Source organism: Burkholderia sp. Leaf177 (genome assembly GCF_001424345.1).
GTDB lineage: Bacteria > Pseudomonadota > Gammaproteobacteria > Burkholderiales > Burkholderiaceae > Caballeronia.
Window position 1 is genome coordinate 87,126 of sequence record NZ_LMPF01000025.1, and the last position, 19,249, is coordinate 106,374.

Annotated in this window: 17 protein-coding genes and 3 riboswitches; of the genes, 10 read left to right on the plus strand and 7 right to left on the minus strand. The window is 60.3% G+C overall.

The window, feature by feature from the left end; genetic code table 11:
- Window positions 1-96: 96 nt before the first annotated feature.
- From ASG35_RS27020 to ASG35_RS27030, 3 genes are all read left to right on the plus strand, one after another.
- Window positions 97-3,291, plus strand: a complete 3,195-nt coding sequence (locus ASG35_RS27020; protein ID WP_056364943.1) for an efflux RND transporter permease subunit — start codon at window positions 97-99, stop codon at window positions 3,289-3,291.
- Window positions 3,292-3,302: 11 nt separating this feature from the next.
- Window positions 3,303-4,841 carry an efflux transporter outer membrane subunit gene (locus tag ASG35_RS27025; protein ID WP_056364944.1) on the plus strand — a complete coding sequence of 513 codons (1,539 nt, stop codon included), beginning with the start codon at window positions 3,303-3,305 and terminating at the stop codon, window positions 4,839-4,841.
- 114 nt (window positions 4,842-4,955) lie between these two features.
- A complete protein-coding gene (locus ASG35_RS27030) occupies window positions 4,956-5,189 on the plus strand; it encodes a hypothetical protein (protein ID WP_056366015.1) in 234 nt (77 codons plus the stop codon).
- 18 nt (window positions 5,190-5,207) lie between these two features.
- On the opposite strand, the gene ppk2 is transcribed toward ASG35_RS27030, so the two are convergent.
- Window positions 5,208-6,104 carry a polyphosphate kinase 2 gene (ppk2, locus tag ASG35_RS27035; RefSeq protein WP_056364946.1) on the minus strand — a complete coding sequence of 299 codons (897 nt, stop codon included), beginning with the start codon at window positions 6,102-6,104 and terminating at the stop codon, window positions 5,208-5,210.
- A 231-nt stretch (window positions 6,105-6,335) separates the two neighbouring features.
- On the opposite strand from ppk2, the gene ASG35_RS27040 reads away from it, so the two are divergent.
- Together ASG35_RS27040 and ASG35_RS32345 are read left to right on the plus strand one after the other, a co-directional pair.
- Window positions 6,336-6,905: a DUF2878 domain-containing protein gene (locus ASG35_RS27040; protein ID WP_056364949.1), complete on the plus strand. Its 570-nt coding sequence runs from the start codon at window positions 6,336-6,338 to the stop codon at window positions 6,903-6,905.
- A 71-nt stretch (window positions 6,906-6,976) separates the two neighbouring features.
- Window positions 6,977-7,309 carry a hypothetical protein gene (locus tag ASG35_RS32345; protein WP_235527737.1) on the plus strand — a complete coding sequence of 111 codons (333 nt, stop codon included), beginning with the start codon at window positions 6,977-6,979 and terminating at the stop codon, window positions 7,307-7,309.
- A 6-nt stretch (window positions 7,310-7,315) separates the two neighbouring features.
- Here ASG35_RS32345 and ASG35_RS27050 read toward each other — a convergent pair whose 3' ends face one another.
- On the minus strand, window positions 7,316-7,876 hold the full coding sequence (locus ASG35_RS27050) for a histidine phosphatase family protein (protein WP_056364952.1): 561 nt from the start codon (window positions 7,874-7,876) through the stop codon (window positions 7,316-7,318).
- A gap of 53 nt (window positions 7,877-7,929) precedes the next feature.
- A riboswitch (cobalamin riboswitch) is annotated at window positions 7,930-8,086 on the plus strand.
- 31 nt (window positions 8,087-8,117) lie between these two features.
- Between ASG35_RS27050 and ASG35_RS27055 the strand changes: the two genes are divergently transcribed.
- Window positions 8,118-8,351 carry a CbtB domain-containing protein gene (locus ASG35_RS27055; RefSeq protein ID WP_056364955.1) on the plus strand — a complete coding sequence of 78 codons (234 nt, stop codon included), beginning with the start codon at window positions 8,118-8,120 and terminating at the stop codon, window positions 8,349-8,351.
- A gap of 8 nt (window positions 8,352-8,359) precedes the next feature.
- The gene (locus ASG35_RS27060) at window positions 8,360-9,127 is read left to right on the plus strand and encodes a CbtA family protein (protein ID WP_056364958.1); all 768 of its coding nucleotides are present in this window, start codon (window positions 8,360-8,362) and stop codon (window positions 9,125-9,127) included.
- 44 nt (window positions 9,128-9,171) lie between these two features.
- Here ASG35_RS27060 and ASG35_RS27065 read toward each other — a convergent pair whose 3' ends face one another.
- From ASG35_RS27065 to cobA, 5 genes are read right to left on the minus strand one after another with little or no spacing between them, the layout of a single operon-like run.
- Complete coding sequence (locus ASG35_RS27065; RefSeq protein WP_235527738.1) at window positions 9,172-9,414, minus strand: DUF1289 domain-containing protein; 243 nt, start codon at window positions 9,412-9,414, stop codon at window positions 9,172-9,174.
- Window positions 9,411-10,703: a cobyrinate a,c-diamide synthase gene (locus ASG35_RS27070; RefSeq protein WP_056366024.1), complete on the minus strand. Its 1,293-nt coding sequence runs from the start codon at window positions 10,701-10,703 to the stop codon at window positions 9,411-9,413. The genes ASG35_RS27065 and ASG35_RS27070 overlap by 4 nt, the downstream gene beginning before the upstream one ends.
- Before the next feature lies 1 nt (window position 10,704).
- Window positions 10,705-11,307, minus strand: coding sequence for a cob(I)yrinic acid a,c-diamide adenosyltransferase (gene cobO / locus ASG35_RS27075; protein WP_056364961.1), 603 nt, complete (start codon window positions 11,305-11,307; stop codon window positions 10,705-10,707).
- Complete coding sequence (locus tag ASG35_RS27080; RefSeq protein WP_056364964.1) at window positions 11,307-11,702, minus strand: cobalamin biosynthesis protein; 396 nt, start codon at window positions 11,700-11,702, stop codon at window positions 11,307-11,309. The genes cobO and ASG35_RS27080 overlap by 1 nt, the downstream gene beginning before the upstream one ends.
- Window positions 11,699-12,478 carry a uroporphyrinogen-III C-methyltransferase gene (gene cobA, locus ASG35_RS27085; RefSeq protein ID WP_056364967.1) on the minus strand — a complete coding sequence of 260 codons (780 nt, stop codon included), beginning with the start codon at window positions 12,476-12,478 and terminating at the stop codon, window positions 11,699-11,701. The genes ASG35_RS27080 and cobA overlap by 4 nt, the downstream gene beginning before the upstream one ends.
- A 136-nt stretch (window positions 12,479-12,614) precedes the next feature.
- A riboswitch (cobalamin riboswitch) is annotated at window positions 12,615-12,888 on the minus strand.
- Window positions 12,889-12,971: 83 nt separating this feature from the next.
- Window positions 12,972-13,216: riboswitch (cobalamin riboswitch) on the plus strand.
- 147 nt (window positions 13,217-13,363) lie between these two features.
- Here cobA and cobW point away from each other — a divergent pair.
- Genes cobW through ASG35_RS27110 form a run of 3 tightly spaced genes read left to right on the plus strand, consistent with a single transcriptional unit; the run spans window position 13,364 to window position 19,221 of the window.
- Window positions 13,364-14,452, plus strand: a complete 1,089-nt coding sequence (cobW, locus tag ASG35_RS27100; protein WP_056364975.1) for a cobalamin biosynthesis protein CobW — start codon at window positions 13,364-13,366, stop codon at window positions 14,450-14,452.
- A gap of 3 nt (window positions 14,453-14,455) precedes the next feature.
- Window positions 14,456-18,229 (plus strand): cobaltochelatase subunit CobN, encoded by a 3,774-nt coding sequence (gene cobN, locus ASG35_RS27105; protein WP_056364978.1) that lies wholly within the window; start codon window positions 14,456-14,458, stop codon window positions 18,227-18,229.
- Window positions 18,226-19,221: an ATP-binding protein gene (locus ASG35_RS27110; RefSeq protein WP_156393379.1), complete on the plus strand. Its 996-nt coding sequence runs from the start codon at window positions 18,226-18,228 to the stop codon at window positions 19,219-19,221. The genes cobN and ASG35_RS27110 overlap by 4 nt, the downstream gene beginning before the upstream one ends.
- Window positions 19,222-19,249 lie beyond the last annotated feature (28 nt).

A 19,249-nucleotide genomic window follows, 5' to 3' on the forward strand; every position in this document is an offset into this window, starting at 1 on the left:
CGGTGGCTCCTGGCGTGCGTCGACAGCGGCGGATCTTTCACGAGACCCGCTGCGGGAAACGTGCGCGCAGCCTCTCATGCTTATAAAGAAACCGTCATGAACATTTCCAAGTTTTTCATCGACCGCCCGATCTTTGCGGGCGTGCTCTCGGTGCTTATTTTGCTGGCGGGTGTCATCGCCATGTTCAAGCTGCCGATCTCCGAATATCCGGAAGTCGTGCCGCCGTCCGTGGTCGTCCACGCGCAATATCCGGGCGCGAACCCGAAGGTGATCGCCGAGACTGTGGCCTCGCCATTGGAAGAGCAGATCAACGGCGTGGAAGACATGCTGTACATGCAGTCGCAAGCAAACAGCGACGGCAACCTGAACATCACGGTGACGTTCAAGCTCGGCACGGACCCGGACAAGGCACAGCAACTGGTGCAGAACCGCGTGTCGCAAGCATTGCCGCGTTTGCCGGAAGACGTGACGCGGCTTGGCGTGACGACGATCAAGTCGTCGCCGACGCTCACCATGGTGGTTCACCTGAACTCGCCGAATAACCGCTACGACATGACGTATCTGCGCAACTATGCGCTGATCAACGTGAAGGACCGGCTCGAGCGTATTCAAGGCGTGGGGCAGGTCCAGCTCTGGGGTTCGGGCGATTATTCGATGCGCATCTGGCTCGATCCGCAAAAAGTCGCGCAACGTGGCATGACCGCGACCGACGTGGTGAACGCAATTCGCGAGCAGAACGTGCAGGTGGCGGCCGGTGTGATCGGCTCGTCGCCGACGTTGCCGAACGTGCCGTTGCAACTCAACGTGAACGCGCAAGGGCGCTTGCAGACCGAACAGGAATTCCGCGACATCGTGCTGAAGACTTCGCCCGATGGTGCCGTCACGCACTTGCATGACGTCGCGCGCGTGGAACTGGCGGCATCGGAATATGGCTTGCGTTCGTTGCTCGATAACAAGACTGCCGTTGCAATGGCGATCAACCAGCAGCCGGGCGCCAACTCGCTGCAGATTTCCGACACGGTGCGCAAGACCATGAAGGAATTGCAGGCGGATATGCCCGCAGGCGTTGAATACCAGATCGTGTACGACCCGACGCAGTTCGTCCGCTCCAGTATTGACGCCGTGATTCACACGCTTGCCGAAGCAATTGCGCTGGTCGTGCTGGTGGTGATCGTGTTCTTGCAGACGTGGCGCGCGTCGATTATTCCGTTGCTGGCCGTGCCGGTTTCGATCATTGGTACGTTCTCGTTGCTGCTTGCGTTCGGATTCTCGATCAACGCGTTGTCGCTCTTCGGGATGGTGCTCGCCATCGGGATCGTGGTGGACGATGCAATCGTGGTCGTGGAAAACGTCGAGCGAAATATCGAAGCTGGTTTATCGGCGCGGGAGGCGACCTATCAGGCGATGCGAGAGGTGAGTGGGCCAATCATCGCGATTGCGCTGACGCTGACGGCTGTGTTCGTGCCGCTCGCGTTCATGTCGGGCCTGACGGGTCAGTTCTACAAGCAGTTCGCCATGACCATCGCCATCTCGACGGTGATCTCCGCGTTCAACTCGCTGACCTTGTCGCCGGCTCTCGCGGCATTGCTGCTGAAGGGCCACGATGAACCGAAGGACTGGCTCACGCGCGGCATGGATCGTGTGTTCGGCGGTTTTTTCCGCCAGTTCAACAAGGTCTTCAAGCGTGGTTCGGAAAAGTACGGCAAGGGCGTGACGGGCGTCATCAACCGCAAGGCCGTGATGATGGGCATCTACGTGGTGCTGCTGGCTGGCGCCGTGCTGATGGGCAAGGTCGTGCCGGGCGGCTTCGTTCCCGCGCAGGACAAGGAATACCTGATCAGCTTCGCGCAACTGCCTAATGGTGCATCGCTGGATCGTACGGAAGCGGTGATTCGCCAGATGACCGATATCGCGCGCAAGACGCCGGGCGTGCAAAGTGCGGTGGAATTTCCGGGTTTGTCGGTGAACGGCTTTACCAACTCGTCGAGCGCGGGCATTGTGTTCGTGACGCTCAAGCCATTCGATGAACGCAAGGGCAAAGCGTTGTCAGCAGGTGCAATCGCGGGTTCGCTGAACCAGCAATACGCGGCGATCAAGGGCTCGTTCATTGCCGTGTTCCCGCCGCCGCCGGTGCTTGGCCTCGGTACGCTGGGTGGTTTCAAGTTGCAACTGGAAGATCGCGGCGCGCTGGGTTATGCCGCGCTGAACGACGCAACGCAGGCGTTTATCAAGCGTGCATCACAGTCGCCTGAACTCGGGCCGACGTTCTCCAGCTACCAGATCAACGTGCCGCAACTGAACGTGGATCTGGACCGTGTGAAGGCGAAGCAACTGGGTGTGTCCGTCACAGATGTTTTCAGCACGATGCAGGTGTATCTCGGCTCGTTGTACGTGAACGACTTCAACCGCTTCGGCCGTGTGTATCAGGTCCGGGTGCAGGCGGATGCGCCGTTCCGTGCCAACTCGGACGACATCGGTTTGCTGAAGACGCGTAACGCGAATGGCGAAATGGTGCCGCTGTCGTCGCTTGTCAAGGTGACGCCTACGTATGGTCCGGAAATGGTCGTGCGCTACAACGGCTATACGTCAGCCGATATCAACGGTGGTCCGGCTCCGGGTTATTCGTCGGGTCAGGCGCAAGCTGCCGTTGAACGCATTGCAGCGGAAACGCTGCCGCGCGGCATCAAGTTCGAATGGACCGACTTGACGTATCAGCAGATCCTCGCAGGCAATGCGGCGTTGTGGGTGTTCCCGATCAGCGTGCTGCTCGTGTTCCTGGTGCTGGCTGCGTTGTATGAAAGCCTGACGCTGCCGCTCGCCGTGATCCTGATCGTGCCCATGAGCATTTTGTCGGCGCTGATTGGCGTATGGCTGACCAATGGCGACAACAACATCTTCACGCAGATCGGCTTGATGGTGCTGGTGGGCTTGTCGGCGAAGAACGCCATTCTGATCGTGGAGTTCGCACGCGAGCTGGAAATGCAGGGGCGTTCCATTGTGGAAGCAGCCATCGAAGCCAGCCGCCTGCGTCTGCGCCCGATTCTGATGACGTCGATTGCCTTCATCATGGGCGTGGTGCCGCTGGTGATTTCATCGGGCGCCGGTTCGGAAATGCGTCACGCGATGGGCGTGGCCGTGTTCTTCGGCATGCTCGGCGTGACCTTGTTCGGCCTGATGCTTACGCCGGTGTTTTATGTGCTGTTGAGAAAGCTGGCTGGCGGCGAACATCTCGTCGACAAGCATGGCCACAATCCGCACATGCGCGGTGTCAATGCTTCGCTTGAAGCATGAGAGAGATTGAAATGAAAACGCTGAATATCAAACGATGGCTCGGATTGTCGGCGCTGCTCGGGTCGCTGCTGGTGGTCGCGGGCTGTTCGCTCGCACCGACCTACGCCAAGCCCGACGTCAAGGAACCGGCCGCGTTCAAGGAAACGTCGCAGACGGTGCTCGCCGCCTCCGAGCAAGGCACGTGGAAGACGGCGCAACCGTCGGAACAGGTCATGCGCGGCGAATGGTGGACCGTCTTCAACGACGACACGCTGAACGATCTCGAACGCCAGGCCGCCGATGCCAACCAGAACCTCAAGGCAGCGGCAGCACGCGTGAAGGAATCGCGCGCGATCAACCAGACGGCGCGCGCGGGGTTGTTCCCGACGCTCGATGCGGGTTTCGGCCCGACGCGCGAGAAGTTGTCGCCCGCGTCGCAGCTTCAGCCGCAGAACGTCAACATCCCTTCGCAGACCTTGTGGCGTGCGCAGGCTAGCGCTTCGTACGAAGTCGATCTGTTCGGGCGCGTGTCGGATTCGGTGAAGGCTGCGAACGCCGACACCGCGCAAAGCGAAGCGCTGTTCCGCTCGGTGCAACTGGCGTTGCAAGCCGACGTGGCGCAAAACTACTTCAATCTGCGCGAACTCGATGCCGAGAACGACGTGTTCGCCCGCACGGTCGCGTTGCGCGAGCAAAGCCTGAAGCTCGTGCAGCGCCGCTTTGCCGAAGGCGATATCAGTGAGCTGGACGTCGCGCGCTCACGCTCCGAACTGGCAAGCGCGAAGTCGGATGCGATGACCGTGCAGCGCATGCGCGCGGCATCGGAACATAGCCTTGCCGTATTGCTCGGCAAGTCGGCATCGCAATTCACGATGGCCGCCAACCCGCTGACGCCCGTCGATATCAAGATTCCGCCGGGCCTGCCTTCGTCCTTGCTCGAACGCCGCCCGGATATCGCGGCGGCAGAACGTGCAATGGCTGCGGCGAATTCGCGTATCGGCGTGGCGAAGTCGGCTTTCTTCCCGTCGCTGAACATCACGGGTTCAGGCGGTTTTGAATCGGCGACGCTCGGCGATCTCTTCAACTGGTCGAGCCGTACGTTCCTGCTCGGACCGTTTGCCGGCACGGCGCTCAACCTGCCGATCTTCGATGGCGGACGTCGCAAGGGCAATCTCGCGAACGCGCGCGCCATCTACGAAGAGGATGTGGCGAACTATCGGCAGCAAGTGCTGGTGGCATTCCAGGAAGTCGAGGACAATCTCTCCGACCTGCGCATTCTGGAAACGCAAACGCAGACCCAGGCTGAAGCCGTGAGCGCGTCGAATCGTGCAGCCCAGCTTTCGCGCACGCAATACACCGAGGGCGCAATCAATTACCTCGATGTGATCGATGCCGAGCGCACCGTGCTGCAATCGCAGCGCACGGCGGTGCAACTGGCGGGCGTGCAGGCGACGTCCACGGTGAACCTGATCCGTGCGTTGGGCGGCGGCTGGGGCGATATGCCGGTGGCATCGGCTGAGCCGGCTCCGGCTGCATCGGACGCGTCGAGCGCGAGCGTGGCATCGCGTTAAGCGGTACGACTGAAGTGCGATTGTTCAATCCGCGCGACAAGTGTCTTCGATTACAGCGGGTTTATCCGGAGGCTCCCGATCCGTAGAATTCTAATTATGGATACGGGAGCCGTCATGAAAGCTTTAATTGAACGACAACTCTACCGGCCTGCCGTCGTACTTCCTCTGTTGGTCCTGATGCGCCTGATGGTGACGCTCGATTTCAACCTGATGCAAGTGACGTTCGTCGTGGTCATGAAGAGTTCGCAATACATATTTCAAGTGGTATTCAAGCATCGCCATGATCGTGGCGATGCTCAAAAACAGCAGCACGTTCATGCAATGCATGAAAAGACCTGCCACTGCTGAAACGCGTTTCAACCAGCCTCAATACACTTCCGGAACGATCATGTTTTGCGGCACAGGCTGGCGCAGATAATCATCGTTGTACACGCGGTCGGGCAATTCGATCGTGGGGTGTTCGATCTCGTGATACGGCACCTGGCTCAGCAAATGGCTGATGCAATTAAGGCGAGCACGTTTTTTATCGACCGCTTGCACCACCCACCAGGGCGCCTCGGGAATATGCGAGCGAGCCAGCATCACTTCCTTCGCCTGCGTGTAAGCCTCCCAGCGGCGGCGGCTTTCAAGATCCATCGGACTCAGTTTCCACTGCTTGAGCGGGTCCTGAATGCGCGCCTGAAAGCGGACTTCCTGTTCGTCGTCGGTGATCGAGAACCAGTACTTCAGGATTTGCACACCGCTTCGCGCTAGCATCTTTTCGAACTCAGGCACTGACCGAAAGAACTCTTCATATTCGTCGTCGGTGCAGAAATTCATCACACGCTCCACACCGGCGCGGTTGTACCAGCTGCGGTCGAACAGGACGATCTCGCCGCCTGCCGGCAAGTGTGATACGTATCGCTGGAAATACCATTGCGTGCGTTCGCGATTGTTCGGCGCGGGCAGGGCGGCCACGCGGCACACGCGCGGATTCAGGCGCTGCGTGATGCGCTTGATCGCGCCGCCCTTGCCGGCGGCGTCGCGGCCTTCAAAGATCACGACTAGCCGATGCCCGCTTGCAACCACCCAGTCCTGCAGTTTCACGAGTTCGCCTTGCAGACGAAACAGCTCGCGGAAGTAGACCTTGCGCTGCTCGCGCGCTTCAGCGGAAAACGCGCCGTCGCCGTCAAGAATCCGGTCATCGACTTCCATTTCCAGTTCTTCGTCGTAGCTGTCGATCAGGTCTTCTTCGAAGCGGCGCTGTTTATCCTGCGAATTCATGAGTAGCTCCGTTGGTTTGGCGTGTTGGCGGCGTCGTAGGAATCGGGACGCAATACTGCAGAGTAACGATTATCCGGCTGCTTGATTTCAGGAATGTTACGGCAGCAGGCGATAAAGCGGACAGCGGATTCGTTGGATGATTCGGCATCGTTTTGAAAACGCGAGGCTGGAACGCCGGTTCATTCGATGCGTTAGCATCGTCGCCAAGCCCATTCCACGACTGCGAGACGCATGGTTCACTCATCCGGTAAATCCTCGGCTAGCACCACCTTCGCGCGTTTGGCGCCGACTGTTTATTTTATCGTCGCGCAGTTGGGGTGGCTTGCGTGCGTTTTGAGCGCGGCGCACGACGTACCGTGGATCGGCGTTGCGGTTACGCTGGTGATGGTCGCCGTGCATCTCGCGCGCGTCATTCAGCCGATGCAGGAAATCAAGCTGCTGGCGAGCGTTGTCGTGATTGGCGCCGTGTGGGAAAGCGTGCCGGTTGCGGCCGGATTGCTCGTCTATCCCAACGGTACGGTCATTCCCGGTGCCGCGCCTTACTGGATTCTCGCGTTGTGGGCGCTCTTCGCCGCGCAGTTCAACACCACTTTCGGCTGGCTCAAGTCGCGCATGTTGCTCGCTTCGGTGCTGGGCGCGATCGCCGGACCGTTGTCGTTTCGAGGCGGCGCCGCGCTCGGCGCGGTTCGCTTCGCGCAGCCTTTCGCGGCAACGGTCACGCTGGCTATCGGCTGGGCGGTCTTGCTGCCGGTGCTGATCCTTTTGTCGCGGCGCTGGGATGGCGTGCACGGCGACGCCTGACGTGTTCAACGTGGAATAGTCCTTGCTAACGTATTGGTCATACGACTTACGGATAGCCCAAGGCATTACCGATGACACGCAACACCGAATTCCAACTCAGCGAAACCGGCTGGAGTCCCCAGCGCGACGTCGCGACGATTGCGAGGCAAGCATGCTCGGATGCAATTCCTGCGTCCGCCTCCAGCGCGCGCGGCGCGACGCCTCCGGCGACTTATTTCATTTCGGTGCTCGAACTTGCAACGGGTGAAAAGCTCGGCAACAACGAGCGGCTTCGCGCCATTGCCATGCTCGAAGCACATTTTGCAGCGGGCCGTCCACGGACGCTCAACGAGGCAGTCCGGATCTGCGCGGGCGCGATCGATTCATCGACGCTTCAGCGCATGGCACGCGGCGCCGGGGCCTGATCCTGATCAGACCAGCGGTTTGTATCGAAGGCGCCAGGCATTGTCTGAACGGGTCAGCGTGATTGCCGAAAGCGGTTCCAGATCCATCCGATAAACCGCCGCCAGCGGCGCCTCGAGCACAACAGCCAGCGCGACCTTGACCACGATTGCGTGCGTCACTATCAGTGTGACGCCCTCGTGCGGTTGAACATCGAGCGCGCTTGCAACCCTTGTCCGCAGGGCTTCAAGGCTTTCTCCGCCATGCACGGCGCTGTCCGGTTCCGACAACCACGCGCTTAATCCATCTGCGTCCTCGTCGTAAATCTCCTTCAAAGATCGCCCTTGCCAGCGGCCATGATCCAGGTCGCTCCACTGTGCATCCGTAGACATTGCCATGCCAAACGCGCGGCCCGTTTCCACGGCGGCGAGCGCCGGACTCGTGACCACGCGCTCCGGTGTGTACGCCGATGCAAGCGCCGAAAGGAGCGGACGTTCAAGGTGCTCGATGGGGTCATCGAGCGTAGGAAAAAAACCTGCTTTCATGGCGTGCGTCGCCGCGTGACATAGCAAAATCAGTTCGTTTTTCATGATTTTCCGGCTCGTTTCTCTCGATGCATTGCTTTACTTTCAGTGCACACATCTTAGAATGGCAAGCTTGCAGCGCGAGGAAGCCGGTGAGAACCCGGCGCGGTCGCGCCACTGTGAGTGTGCCCAACGCGGTTTTCAAGCCCTGAAGCAAGGGTATGAAAGCCATTCGATGCACGCAAGTCAGACCCCCGCTGCAGCCTTTCTTTAATCTTACGGGACGCGTTTATCCCTTGGAGCAATCATGAATCAAGCCAACGCAACGGCGAATCTATCCGGCATTAATCCCGCATTTGATGCACCCGTACCTATTCCGGTGCGCGAAGTGCTGCCATGGGCGGTTTTTATCGGCCTGCTTTTGCTGATCGCGATTTATTTCGTGGGCGCGGAGCAAGGCGCAACGTCGATTTTTCAGGGCATGTATATCCACGAGTTCGTGCACGATGGCCGTCACCTGCTCGGTTTTCCTTGCCACTGAGACCCTCCATGATCAGAAATCTTCTTATACGCGGCATGATCGCGGGACTGGTCGCGGGCCTGCTCGGCTTCGGCTTTGCAAAGACGTTCGGCGAACCGTCCGTCGATCGCGCCATTGCATTCGAATCGCAGCAGGAACACGCGCATGAGCAGGCGGAAGCGGCCTCCGGGCATTCGCACGACCATGGCGACGATGTCGAGCTGGTCAGTCGCGGCACGCAGGCGGGGCTTGGTTTGCTGACGGGCGTCGCGGTGTTCGGCACGGCGCTCGGCGGTTTGTTCTCGCTCGTATTCGCGTTTTCGTATGCGCGGCTCGGTGCGTTGCGCGCACGCGGGACATCGGCATTGCTCGGCTTGTTCGGCTTCGTGACGATTGTCATCGTGCCGTTCCTGAAGTATCCGCCGAACCCGCCGTCCGTGGGAAATCCGGAGTCCATCGGCGCGAGGACGGCGCTGTTTTTCGGCATGGTCGCGATCTCGCTCGTCGCGGCGGTGTTCGCTGTCCGGCTGCAACGCCGCATGCAGCCGGCGCACGGCAACTGGAACGCATCGCTGATTGCGGCGGCGGTTTATATCGTGTTGATGGGAGTGGCGTACGTCGCTCTGCCTCCAGTCGATGAAGTCCCGGCGCAATTCTCGGCGACCTTGTTGTGGAATTTCCGCGTGGCCGCAATCGGAATTCAAGCGTTGCTCTGGACCACGCTCGGTCTGCTTTTCGGCGTGCTTGCGCAGCGGCAAGTCGAACGTGTGCCGGCGCGGCGTGTAGCGGCGGCTTAAGCTATTGTTCAAAAGAGAAGGGCGGCCTGTGAGCCGCCCTTTTTTTATGCCGCCGCTTTTCTGTCCAGCAACGCGGGGAACAGGCTGAGTTTGTCGGCGTCAGGCAGGGTCTTCCATGCCTTGATTTCTTCGCGGCTTCTGAAGCAGCCTTCGCAATAACCGGTGGTTTTATCGAGCCGGCATACGTCCGTGCACGGTGAACCTACGGGCTGAAGCTGGCTTGCACGCTCAATAGTGAATGCGAGTTCAAGCGGCGTTTTTACAGGTGTTTCCGAAGGCATGGTCATAGTGGTTCGCCGCGAAAGAGGGCGGCTGCTGCCGCCGGATTCGTCGGCCAGTAAGTGTGCATGTAGGTCGCGGTGATCGGGCCATGTTGATAGACAGCTTCGCCTTCCTTGCGCGTTGTTGCGTGCGTCGCGGTAAGAACGGGCGGCATGCTGGTCGTCACCGATGAATAGTGGAATGTGTGCCCCGTACTCATGCCATGGCGACTTTCGATACGTTGCATGGCGAGACGCGAAAGGCGTTTTTGCATTTTCGCGTGGCCGGGCAAGAGGCCGAGCATGCTGTGCTGCGCGCCGTCAATGTCAGTCAGCGATTCGAGCAGATACAGCATGCCGCCGCACTCGGCGACCACGGGTTTTTCAGCTTCAATATGCGCGCGAACCGATGCCGCCGTCGTCGCGTTTGCAGCAAGCCTCGCGGCGTGCAACTCGGGATAACCGCCCGGCAGATAAAGCGCATCGGCTTGAACGGGTTCGTCGGCTAATGGCGAGAAGCTCGAGAGCGTTGCGCCCATCGCTTTCAGCAGATCGAGATTGGCCGGGTAGATGAACGAAAACGCGGCATCGCGCGCGACTGCGATATGGACGCCTTCGAGCAAACGAGGTGCTTGTTCGCGAGGTTCATCGGCGAAATGGATTGCTGGCGGAAGTTCGCTTAACGTAGTTTCGCCGATAGCATCCGCCGCGCGGTCCAGCCGTGCATCCAGGTCCGCGACTTCGGCCGCTTGCGTCAGGCCAAGATGCCGCCCGGGCAACGCGACGTCGTCCATAGTCGATAAACATCCGCAATAACGCACGCCTTCGGGAATCGCCTCGCTCAGCATTTGCGCGTGCCGCTCGGATGCCACGCGGTTTGCGAGCACGCCATAGAACGGCAAGTCGTCGCGATACCGCGCGAGCCCGAACGCCAGCGCGCCGAAGGTCTGCGCCATGCCGTGGGCGCCGATCACGGCCAGCACGGGCACGCCGAAAGCCGTGGCGAGATCGGCGCTGCTCGGCGTGCCGTCGAAGAGACCCATCACGCCTTCTATCAGGATCAGGTCGGCGGTTTGCGCGGCTTCGGCGAGCAACGCGCGGCAGCCGCGTTCGCCGACCATCCACAAATGCAATGCATAAACGGGCGCGCCCGAAGCCCGTTCGAGGATCATCGGATCGAGGAAATCCGGGCCGGTCTTGAAGACGCGCACGCGCCTGCCGAGCCGCGTGTGATAGCGCGCGAGCGCTGCGGTCACTGTGGTTTTACCCTGATTCGATGCAGGCGCGCTGATGAACAAAGCGGGGCAGGCGCGCACGTCAGAACTCGACGCCACGTTGCGCCTTCACCCCTTGCTCACGATACGGATGTTTCACCGGACGCATCTCGGTGACGAGGTCCGCCGCTTCGACCAGCGCTTCGGGCGCGTGACGTCCGGTCACGACCACGTGCAGCATTTCAGGCCTTGCGTTGAGCACCCCGAGGACTTCATCGAGTGGAAGGTATTCATATTTCAGCACCGTGCAGAGTTCGTCGAGCACGACCATCTGGTACTCGCCGCTTTCGATCATCGTACGCGCCGCGTCCCAGCCCTTGCGGGCGGTGGCGATATCGGCGTCGCGGTTTTGCGTGTCCCACGTGTAGCCATCGCCCATCGTGATGAAATCGCAGTTCGCGATTGCGCCGAGGAAATCGCGCTCGGACGTATGCTGCGCGCCCTTGATGAACTGCACCACGCCGAGCCGCATGCCATGACCGAGTACACGCACGGCCATGCCGAACGCGGCCGTGGTCTTGCCTTTTCCCGTGCCCGTATTTACGATCAGCAGGCCTTTTTCAATCGATGCCTGCGCCTGCTTTTTCTCGTGGCCTTCCTTGCGCCGCTGCGTCATGCGCAGATGCGCTTCTTCGTCCGTTTTCATCACGTTCTCTCGTTGTCTGTCTGTTGAATCGAATTGTCTTCGGCAATGGAAACGGCCACGCCATCCAGCGCGATCTTGCTCCGCACGATCCGTCCATTACGCGATGCCAGGAGCGCGCAAGGCTCGCACACACCGTCGATACCAATCAGCGCCCGGACTTGTTCCGAGACGCATGTATGGACTTGCGCGACGCGTTCTTTCGCTAAAAATTCTATCGGCAAGTGGTGAAGCGCGGCGAATTCGATCAATGCAGTTTCGTCCCGCTTGTCCTCGATCGATGCCAACGCGCGCACGTTCGAAAGTGATTCGTGGCCGAGCGCTGCGAACACCGCCGCATGAATCTGCGCGACGCTGACGCCCCGCCGGCATCCAATGCCGATCACCCACGCGCTCACGTTTGCGACGCCACGAAATCCAGCGCGCTCGCTAATCCAAGTCCCGCGACCGAACCGATCACGACGATTGCCGGCGCCGTGATCCCCGCACGCTCGACCGCTTCCGCAAGATGTCCCACGGGCGCGCGCAAGTGCCGTTGATCGGGACGCGTGGCGCGTTCGATTGCCGCTGACGGTGTATCCGGATCGAGTCCTGCCTCCATTAGAGCGGCCACGATATCGGCCAATCGCCGCACGCCCATATACACGACCAGCGTCATTCCGGTCGCGACCAGCGCGTGCCAGTCGGGCTCGACGGCGCCCGTTTCGCGGCTCGCTCCATGGCCCGTGACGAACACGACGCCCATGGTGTGATCGCGGTGCGTGACCGGAATGCCGACCGCCGCCGGCGCGGCGATTCCCGCCGTGATACCCACGACCACGTCAACTTCGATGCCCGAGGCTTGCAGTGCCTGCACCTCTTCGCCGCCGCGTCCGAAGACGAACGGATCGCCGCCCTTGAGCCGCGCGACGACACGTCCGGCGCGCACATGCGCGAGCATTTCTTCAATGATCACCGCCTGTGGCGTCGACGGATGACCGCCGCGCTTGCCGACGTACTGAATCTGCGCGCCGGCGCGGGCGAACTTGAGCACGTCGGGATTCACGAGGTCATCGACGAGCACGACGTCCGCTTCCGACAGCGCACGCACGGCCTTGAGCGTCATCAGTTCGACATCGCCCGGACCTGCGCCGATCAGCCAGACACGCGCGCGCTTTCCGATAGATGCACTCATTGTTCTGCTCCATCCGCGCGTTCGAAACACGTGGAAAAAAGCCGGCGAAAGTACGGCAAATTTGATTTCATGTAAGACGATAAATGCATTACGTCCTTCATCCGTCCGTCGCGGATGCGGCGTTCGGCGCGTCTTCGACGTGCCACTTGCGCTGGCCGGTATCCGGGCTTGGCGACCGCATTCGCTTGAGCCTTCCCGCCTTGCAAGGCAGTGGCAGTGAAGCAAATGTGCTTCGATTGAACCCTTGTTCCAGGCGATTCGAACCGACGCGGGGGCGCGTACCGTTGCGGGGACAGCACAGGTTTTTCATATGCAGCGGCGCCTGAAACATGCGCACCTGCATCCTGTTTCCCGTTTAACTACGCACGCAGGAAAAGCGCGCGTGAGCACCAGACGCGAGCCAAAGATAGCACAGGCGAGCATGCTGGCGCTTGGGTTTTCCGAGTCCTTTCAGATCGCGGCAACCTTGACCTCACGGCGTCACCGGCCTAGACTTGGCGCAGTTTTCTGGTGCTCGCGCGCGGTCTCTTTCTGCGCGCAGTTAAACGGGAAGCAGGGAGCGCCGCCGGACATTCGTGCGCGCCAACCTGCGCTGCCCCCGCAACGGTAAGCGAAAGTCGCGCAATATCAAATCGCGCGGCAAAGCCGGCTTCGAACACCACTGCACGCGCATTGCGTGCGGGAAGGTGAAGCGGCATTTTCGCCAGCCCGGATACCGGCCGGAACGATGCAACTTCAGGAGCCGAAGTGCCGCGGGGATGCGGTACGGGCTCGACACTTTCACCATGCTTCGCCGGTCTGAGTCCATTCTGCTTTTTGCTTGCACTATTCGGGCGCAGGACTTTTCCGGCATCAGGCAGTCAATCGATAAAAACGGAGTACAGGATGCACATGCGCAAAATCCCGGTCACGGTCGTCACGGGTTTCCTCGGCAGCGGCAAGACCACCTTGATGCGACACATCCTCGAAAACGCCAAAGGGCTGCGGATCGCGGTGATCGTGAACGAGTTCGGCGAACTGGGTATCGACGGTGAAATCCTGAAGGGTTGCAGCATTGGTTGTGAGGACGAAACCACGACCGATCAACCGAACCTCTACGAGCTTTCGAATGGCTGCCTGTGTTGCACGGTGCAGGAAGAGTTTTATCCGGTGATGGAGCAACTCGTCGAGCGCCGCGAACAGATCGATCACGTGCTGATCGAGACATCGGGCCTTGCGTTGCCCAAGCCGCTGGTGCAAGCGTTCAACTGGCCATCGATCAAGAATGCGTTCACCGTCGACGCCGTCGTGACCGTGGTCGATGGTCCCGCCGCCGCGAGCGGCCAGTTCGCGGCGAACCCGCAAGCTGTCGATGAACAACGCCGCGCCGATCCCAATCTCGACCACGAATCGCCGTTGCATGAACTATTCGGGGACCAGTTGGCGTCAGCCGATCTGGTGATTCTCAACAAGACCGACCTGATGGATGAAGCCCAGCAACGCACGGTCGAAACGCTGATTCGCGGCGAAATTCCCGCTGGCGTAAAGATCGTTCCGGCCACCATGGGACAACTCGATCTACATGCGTTGCTCGGGCTCGAAGCGGCGTCGGAGACGACGATTCATCTGCGTGTTGATCATCATGGTTCGGTGGATGACGAAGGTCACGCCGATCATCATCACGATGACTTCGATTCCGTTGTGGTCGAGGCGCGCGTGGAATCGCGCGACGCGGCGGTCGCGGCATTACGCATGTTGGTCGATGCCAACACGATTTATCGCGTGAAGGGATTTGCCGCGTTGCCGGGCACGCCAATGCGGCTTGTAGTGCAGGGCGTGGGACAGCGTTTCGATACGTATTTCGATCGCCGCTGGACGCCCGCAGAAGCTGCGGTTGGAACGAGCCGTTTTGTGCTGATCGGCGAAGATCTCGATCAGCCGCGCTTGCAACAAGCGCTTCTCGACGCGCTTGCAAACGCAGCCGTGCAGGCTTAAGCCGTGCATCTTCTACGCACGACGCCCGGTGGTTTTGTCGATGACGCGGCGGGCGTCATGCGCATCGATCAGACGCCGGCGCCGATCGTCGTGCTGAGTTCGGCTGACACCACGCTGTCGCTTCTTGCGAGCGTCGTGCCGAATCTCGAAGCGGGTTTTCCTGCGGTGCGCCTCGCGAATCAGTCGTTCCTGCGGCAACCGGCATCGGTGGATTTTTACGTCGATGACGTGCTGAAACACGCGCGCGTGATCGTGATCGACCACTTGGGCGGCGAGGCGTATTGGCCTTACGGGATCGAGAGCATCACCGCGCTCGCGCGCAAGAACGGGCAGATGCTCGTGATGTTCTCCGGCGACTTGCAGGAAGATCCGAACCTCGTAGCAAAGAGCACGGCCGAGCCCGCGTTGTGCGATCAGCTTTGGCGTTATTTGCGTGAAGGCGGCGCGCAGAATGCCGAGGCGTTTCTGCGTTGCATCGCTTATCGTGCACTGGGTTACGGACGCGAAGCCAACTTGCCAACGCCGCTGCCCGCGGTCGCGATCTATCATCCGGCGCGGCAGATCGCGACCATTAAAGACTGGCAGGATAGATGGACGCGAGACGCGCCCGTGGTTGCCATGTTGTTCTATCGCGCGCATCTGCAGTCTGGAAATACAGATGTATTCAATGCATTGATCGATGCGCTCGAAGCGCAGGATTTGAATCCGTTGCCGATCGCAATGGCTTCGCTCAAGGACCCGTTGAGCCGCGAAGTCGTGCAGCAATTGTGCGCGGATAACAATGCATCGCTGGTGCTGAATACGACCTCGTTTGCGGCCGGCGTAATCGATGACCCCGCGCCGTTCGAACTCGCCGGCGACGCACCCGTGCTGCAAGTCATATTGAGCGGCGGGAATCGTGAAGACTGGGTCAAGGACAATCACGGCCTGACATCGCGCGATATCGCCATGCATGTCGCGCTGCCCGAAGTCGATGGCCGCATCATCACGCGCGCCATCAGTTTCAAAGGTCTCGCGTACCGCTGCAAACTCACGCAAGTCGATGTCGTGCGTTATCAACCCGACCTCGAGCGCGTGCGTTTCGTCGCCGAGTTGAGCAGACGATGGTGCCGCCTGAGACAGCTTCCGAACGCCGACAAACGCGTGGCGCTCGTGCTCGCAAACTACCCGCTGAGCGAAGGGCGCATTGGCAATGGCGTGGGTCTCGATACACCGGCATCGGTCGTGAATATTCTTTCTATGCTCGCGCGCGAGGGGTATCGAACGCAGGACATTCCCGCCGACGGCGACGCGTTGATGCAGGCGCTGACATTGGGCGTGACGAACGATCCTGTTGTTCGCGACATGCGTCCCGCGCTGCAAAGCCTCGCGCTCGACGATTATCTCGACGCGTTTCACCAGATTCCTGCAGACGTCCAGCGAGACTTGAATTCTCGTTGGGGTCCGCCCGAAAGCGATCCCACCGTGCGTCGCGGCCGCTTCATGATCGCGGGCTGGCGCTCGGGGCATGTGTTCATCGGCATTCAACCTGCGCGTTCGCGTGAGCGCGGTGACTACGCCAGTTATCACGACGCCGAACTCGTGCCGCCCCATTCGTATCTCGCGTTTTATTTCTGGCTGCGCTTGCGTTTTAACATCGATGCAATCGTGCACGTCGGCAAGCACGGCAATCTTGAATGGCTGCCGGGAAAGAGCGTTGCGTTGAGCGCATCGTGCTGGCCCGACCTGACGCTCGGCGCCATGCCGCACCTTTATCCGTTCATTGTCAACGATCCGGGCGAGGGAAGTCAGGCGAAGCGGAGGGCGCAGGCGGTGATTATCGATCACTTGATGCCGCCGCTCACACGTGCTGAAAACTACGGGCCGCTGCAGGATCTGGAACGTCAGGTCGATGAATATTATGAAGCGCTAATGGTCGATCCGCGCCGCGCGAAGCTTCTGCGCAAGACTATTCTGGCGAGCATCGTGGAGCATCGGTTGCACGAGGAATTGGGCATTGAAAAGCCTCGCGATTCGGACACGGAAGACGCCTTGCTCAATCGCGCGGACGCTTATTTATGCGAGCTCAAGGAAGCGCAGATCCGCGACGGTCTGCATGTATTCGGCGTGTCGCCGCAAGGCGTACAACGCCGCGATACCTTGCTTGCCTTAGGCCGTTATCCAACTGGCGACGGGCAAGGTGCAAACGCGAGCGTGCTGACTGCACTGGCGCTCGATTTGCAGCTCGGCGATGACTTCGATCCCTTGGATTCCGACTGGACCGCAACGTGGACCGGCCCGCGCCCGATTGAACTCACCAGGATAATCGATGCTCCCTGGCGGCATCACGGCGATACGCGCGAACGCCTCGAACTGGTTGCAACATCGCTACTGGATGGTCCCGCTGAAGCCGTCGGTCCAAACACATCGCAAGTATTGACGCGTTTGAACGGCGACCTTCTTTCCCGCCTCGATGCATGCGGTCCGCAAGAGTTGCTGCAACTTCAGCGCGGTCTCGGAGGACGTTTCGTGCCGCCGGGCCCGAGCGGTTCGCCATCGCGAGGAAGACCCGACGTCCTTCCCACCGGCCGCAACTTTTATTCCGTCGATACTCGTGCCGTTCCCACGCGCGCTGCGTGGACGCTCGGCCTGAAGTCCGCGAATCTGCTGATTGAACGGCATCTTCAGGAACACGGCGATTATCCGCGCGCGATTGGCTTGTCGGTGTGGGGCACGGCGACCATGCGCACCGGCGGCGACGATATCGCCCAAGCCATGGCGCTTATCGGCGTGCGCCCGAAATGGGCGGCGGGCAGCAATCGCGTGACCGACTTCGAGGTCTTGCCAATCACGATCTTCAATCGTCCGCGTATCGATGTCACGCTGCGCGTTTCCGGTTTTTTCCGCGACGCCTTCGCGAACCTGATGCATCTCTTCGATGCCGCCGTTCAAGCCGTCGCCGAACTCGATGACGAAGACGAAGACATCAATCCGATCCGCGCACGCATCATGCGCGAACGCGACCAACACATCGCTCGCGGACTGGACGAAAAGGAAGCGCGTTTGCGTGCGGGCTGGCGCGTGTTCAGCACGAAACCGGGCGCGTACGGGGCGGGCTTACAAGAGATGATCGACGCAAAGCAATGGCAGAACGACGCCGATCTCGCACGCGGATTTCAAAGCTCGGGCGGTTACGCATACTCGCAAAAGGGCGATGGCGTGGATGCGCGCGATTCGTTTGGCGCGAGGTTATCGAGCATTGATGTCGTCGTGCAAAACCAGGATAACCGCGAGCACGATTTGCTCGATTCCAACGACTACCATCAGTTCCAGGGCGGCATGATCGCGGCCGTCAGGCATCTCTCGGGCACGCAACCGCAAGCGTACAACGCCGATCACAGCAATCCCGCATCGCCGCGCATCCGCACCTTGCAGGAAGAGATATCGCGCGTGATCCGCTCGCGCGTGGTCAATCCGAAATGGATCGACGGCGTGAAACGGCATGGGTACAAAGGCGCATCGGAACTCGCGGCAACGGTGGATTATCTCTTTGGCTACGATGCCACCGCGCGCGTGGTCTCGGATCATCAATACGAACTCGTCGCGAATGCCTACGTGAACGACGCCGGCACACGCGAGTTCATGCAGCAGCACAATCCGCACGCCCTGCATTCCATCTGCGAGCGTTTGACCGAAGCCATGCAGCGCGGCTTGTGGCAAAACCCGGGTGAATATCAGGCGCAAATCGAACACCATTTGCTGGATGCCGAACAGCACCTCGAAGGGCAACGAACGTGAACGACATTCTCTTTCCTTTCGCCGCACTCGTCGCGCAAGAGCCCTTGCAGCAGGCACTTTTGCTCGCCGCGGTCGATCCCACGCTTGGCGGCGTGCTGGTGAGCGGTCCACGCGGCACGGCCAAGTCCACGACGGCGCGAGCCCTCGCCGAACTGCTTCCGGAAGGGCAGTTCGTCACCTTGCCATTGGGTGCGAGCGAGGAGCAACTGATTGGATCGCTGGATATCGAAACCGCGTTGCGCGATGGCGGCGTGCGTTTTTCGCCTGGCTTGCTCGCGAAGGCGCATGAAGGCGTGTTGTATGTGGATGAGGTGAACCTGCTGCCGAATCAGCTAGTTGATCAATTGCTCGACGTCGCTGCGAGCGGCGTGAATGTGATCGAACGCGATGGCATTTCGCATCGGCATGAAGCGCGTTTCGTGTTGATCGGGACGATGAATCCGGAGGAAGGCGAACTCAGGCCGCAGTTGCTCGATCGCTTCGGGCTTGCGGTTGAATTGCAGAATTGCTTCGATGCCAGCGTGCGTCGCGAGATCGTCAAGGCGCGGCTTGCGTTTGACGAAAACCCCGCCACGTTCCGTCAGCGCTTTGCGGCACAGCAAGAGACGATGGCGCACAAGATTCGGCGTGCGCGCGCAGCGCTTTCGAACCTCGAATTCGATGACGCCGTTCACGCTCGGGTAAGCGAGCTTTGCATCGAAGCGAATGTGGATGGCTTGCGTGCCGATCTCGTCATGTTGCGCGCGGCGCGTGCGCTCGCTGCATTTGAAGAGGCCCATGCGGTTCGCGTCGATCATGTCGAGCGCATAGCGGAGACGGTGCTTTTGCACAGACGGAAGCCTGGCAACGCGCCGGTAAGTAATCGCGAACAGAAACAACAACAACCGCAGCAACAAGACGCTGACGAAGCCACTTTCGGCTACATGCAGCCCGAGCCCGTCGATATAACCGCGGTGAAAAATGTAAGGCCGCTCACGTCAAAAAAATCCTGAGCCATCTAAGGCCGGAAACACGCGCCGA

What these genes read in the sequence shown, in the direction of transcription:
- ASG35_RS27065 (WP_235527738.1), bottom strand. Translation starts at nt 9,414, where the DNA reads ATGACCATGCCTTCGGAAACACCTGTAAAAACGCCGCTTGAACTCGCA.
- ASG35_RS32345 (WP_235527737.1), top strand. Translation starts at nt 6,977, where the DNA reads ATGACACGCAACACCGAATTCCAACTCAGCGAAACCGGCTGGAGTCCC.
- ASG35_RS27025 (WP_056364944.1), top strand. Translation starts at nt 3,303, where the DNA reads ATGAAAACGCTGAATATCAAACGATGGCTCGGATTGTCGGCGCTGCTC.
- cobA (WP_056364967.1), bottom strand. Translation starts at nt 12,478, where the DNA reads ATGAGTGCATCTATCGGAAAGCGCGCGCGTGTCTGGCTGATCGGCGCA.
- ASG35_RS27050 (WP_056364952.1), bottom strand. Translation starts at nt 7,876, where the DNA reads ATGAAAAACGAACTGATTTTGCTATGTCACGCGGCGACGCACGCCATG.
- ASG35_RS27040 (WP_056364949.1), top strand. Translation starts at nt 6,336, where the DNA reads ATGGTTCACTCATCCGGTAAATCCTCGGCTAGCACCACCTTCGCGCGT.
- ASG35_RS27060 (WP_056364958.1), top strand. Translation starts at nt 8,360, where the DNA reads ATGATCAGAAATCTTCTTATACGCGGCATGATCGCGGGACTGGTCGCG.
- ASG35_RS27055 (WP_056364955.1), top strand. Translation starts at nt 8,118, where the DNA reads ATGAATCAAGCCAACGCAACGGCGAATCTATCCGGCATTAATCCCGCA.
- ppk2 (WP_056364946.1), bottom strand. Translation starts at nt 6,104, where the DNA reads ATGAATTCGCAGGATAAACAGCGCCGCTTCGAAGAAGACCTGATCGAC.
- cobW (WP_056364975.1), top strand. Translation starts at nt 13,364, where the DNA reads ATGCACATGCGCAAAATCCCGGTCACGGTCGTCACGGGTTTCCTCGGC.
- ASG35_RS27020 (WP_056364943.1), top strand. Translation starts at nt 97, where the DNA reads ATGAACATTTCCAAGTTTTTCATCGACCGCCCGATCTTTGCGGGCGTG.
- cobO (WP_056364961.1), bottom strand. Translation starts at nt 11,307, where the DNA reads ATGAAAACGGACGAAGAAGCGCATCTGCGCATGACGCAGCGGCGCAAG.
- ASG35_RS27030 (WP_056366015.1), top strand. Translation starts at nt 4,956, where the DNA reads ATGAAAGCTTTAATTGAACGACAACTCTACCGGCCTGCCGTCGTACTT.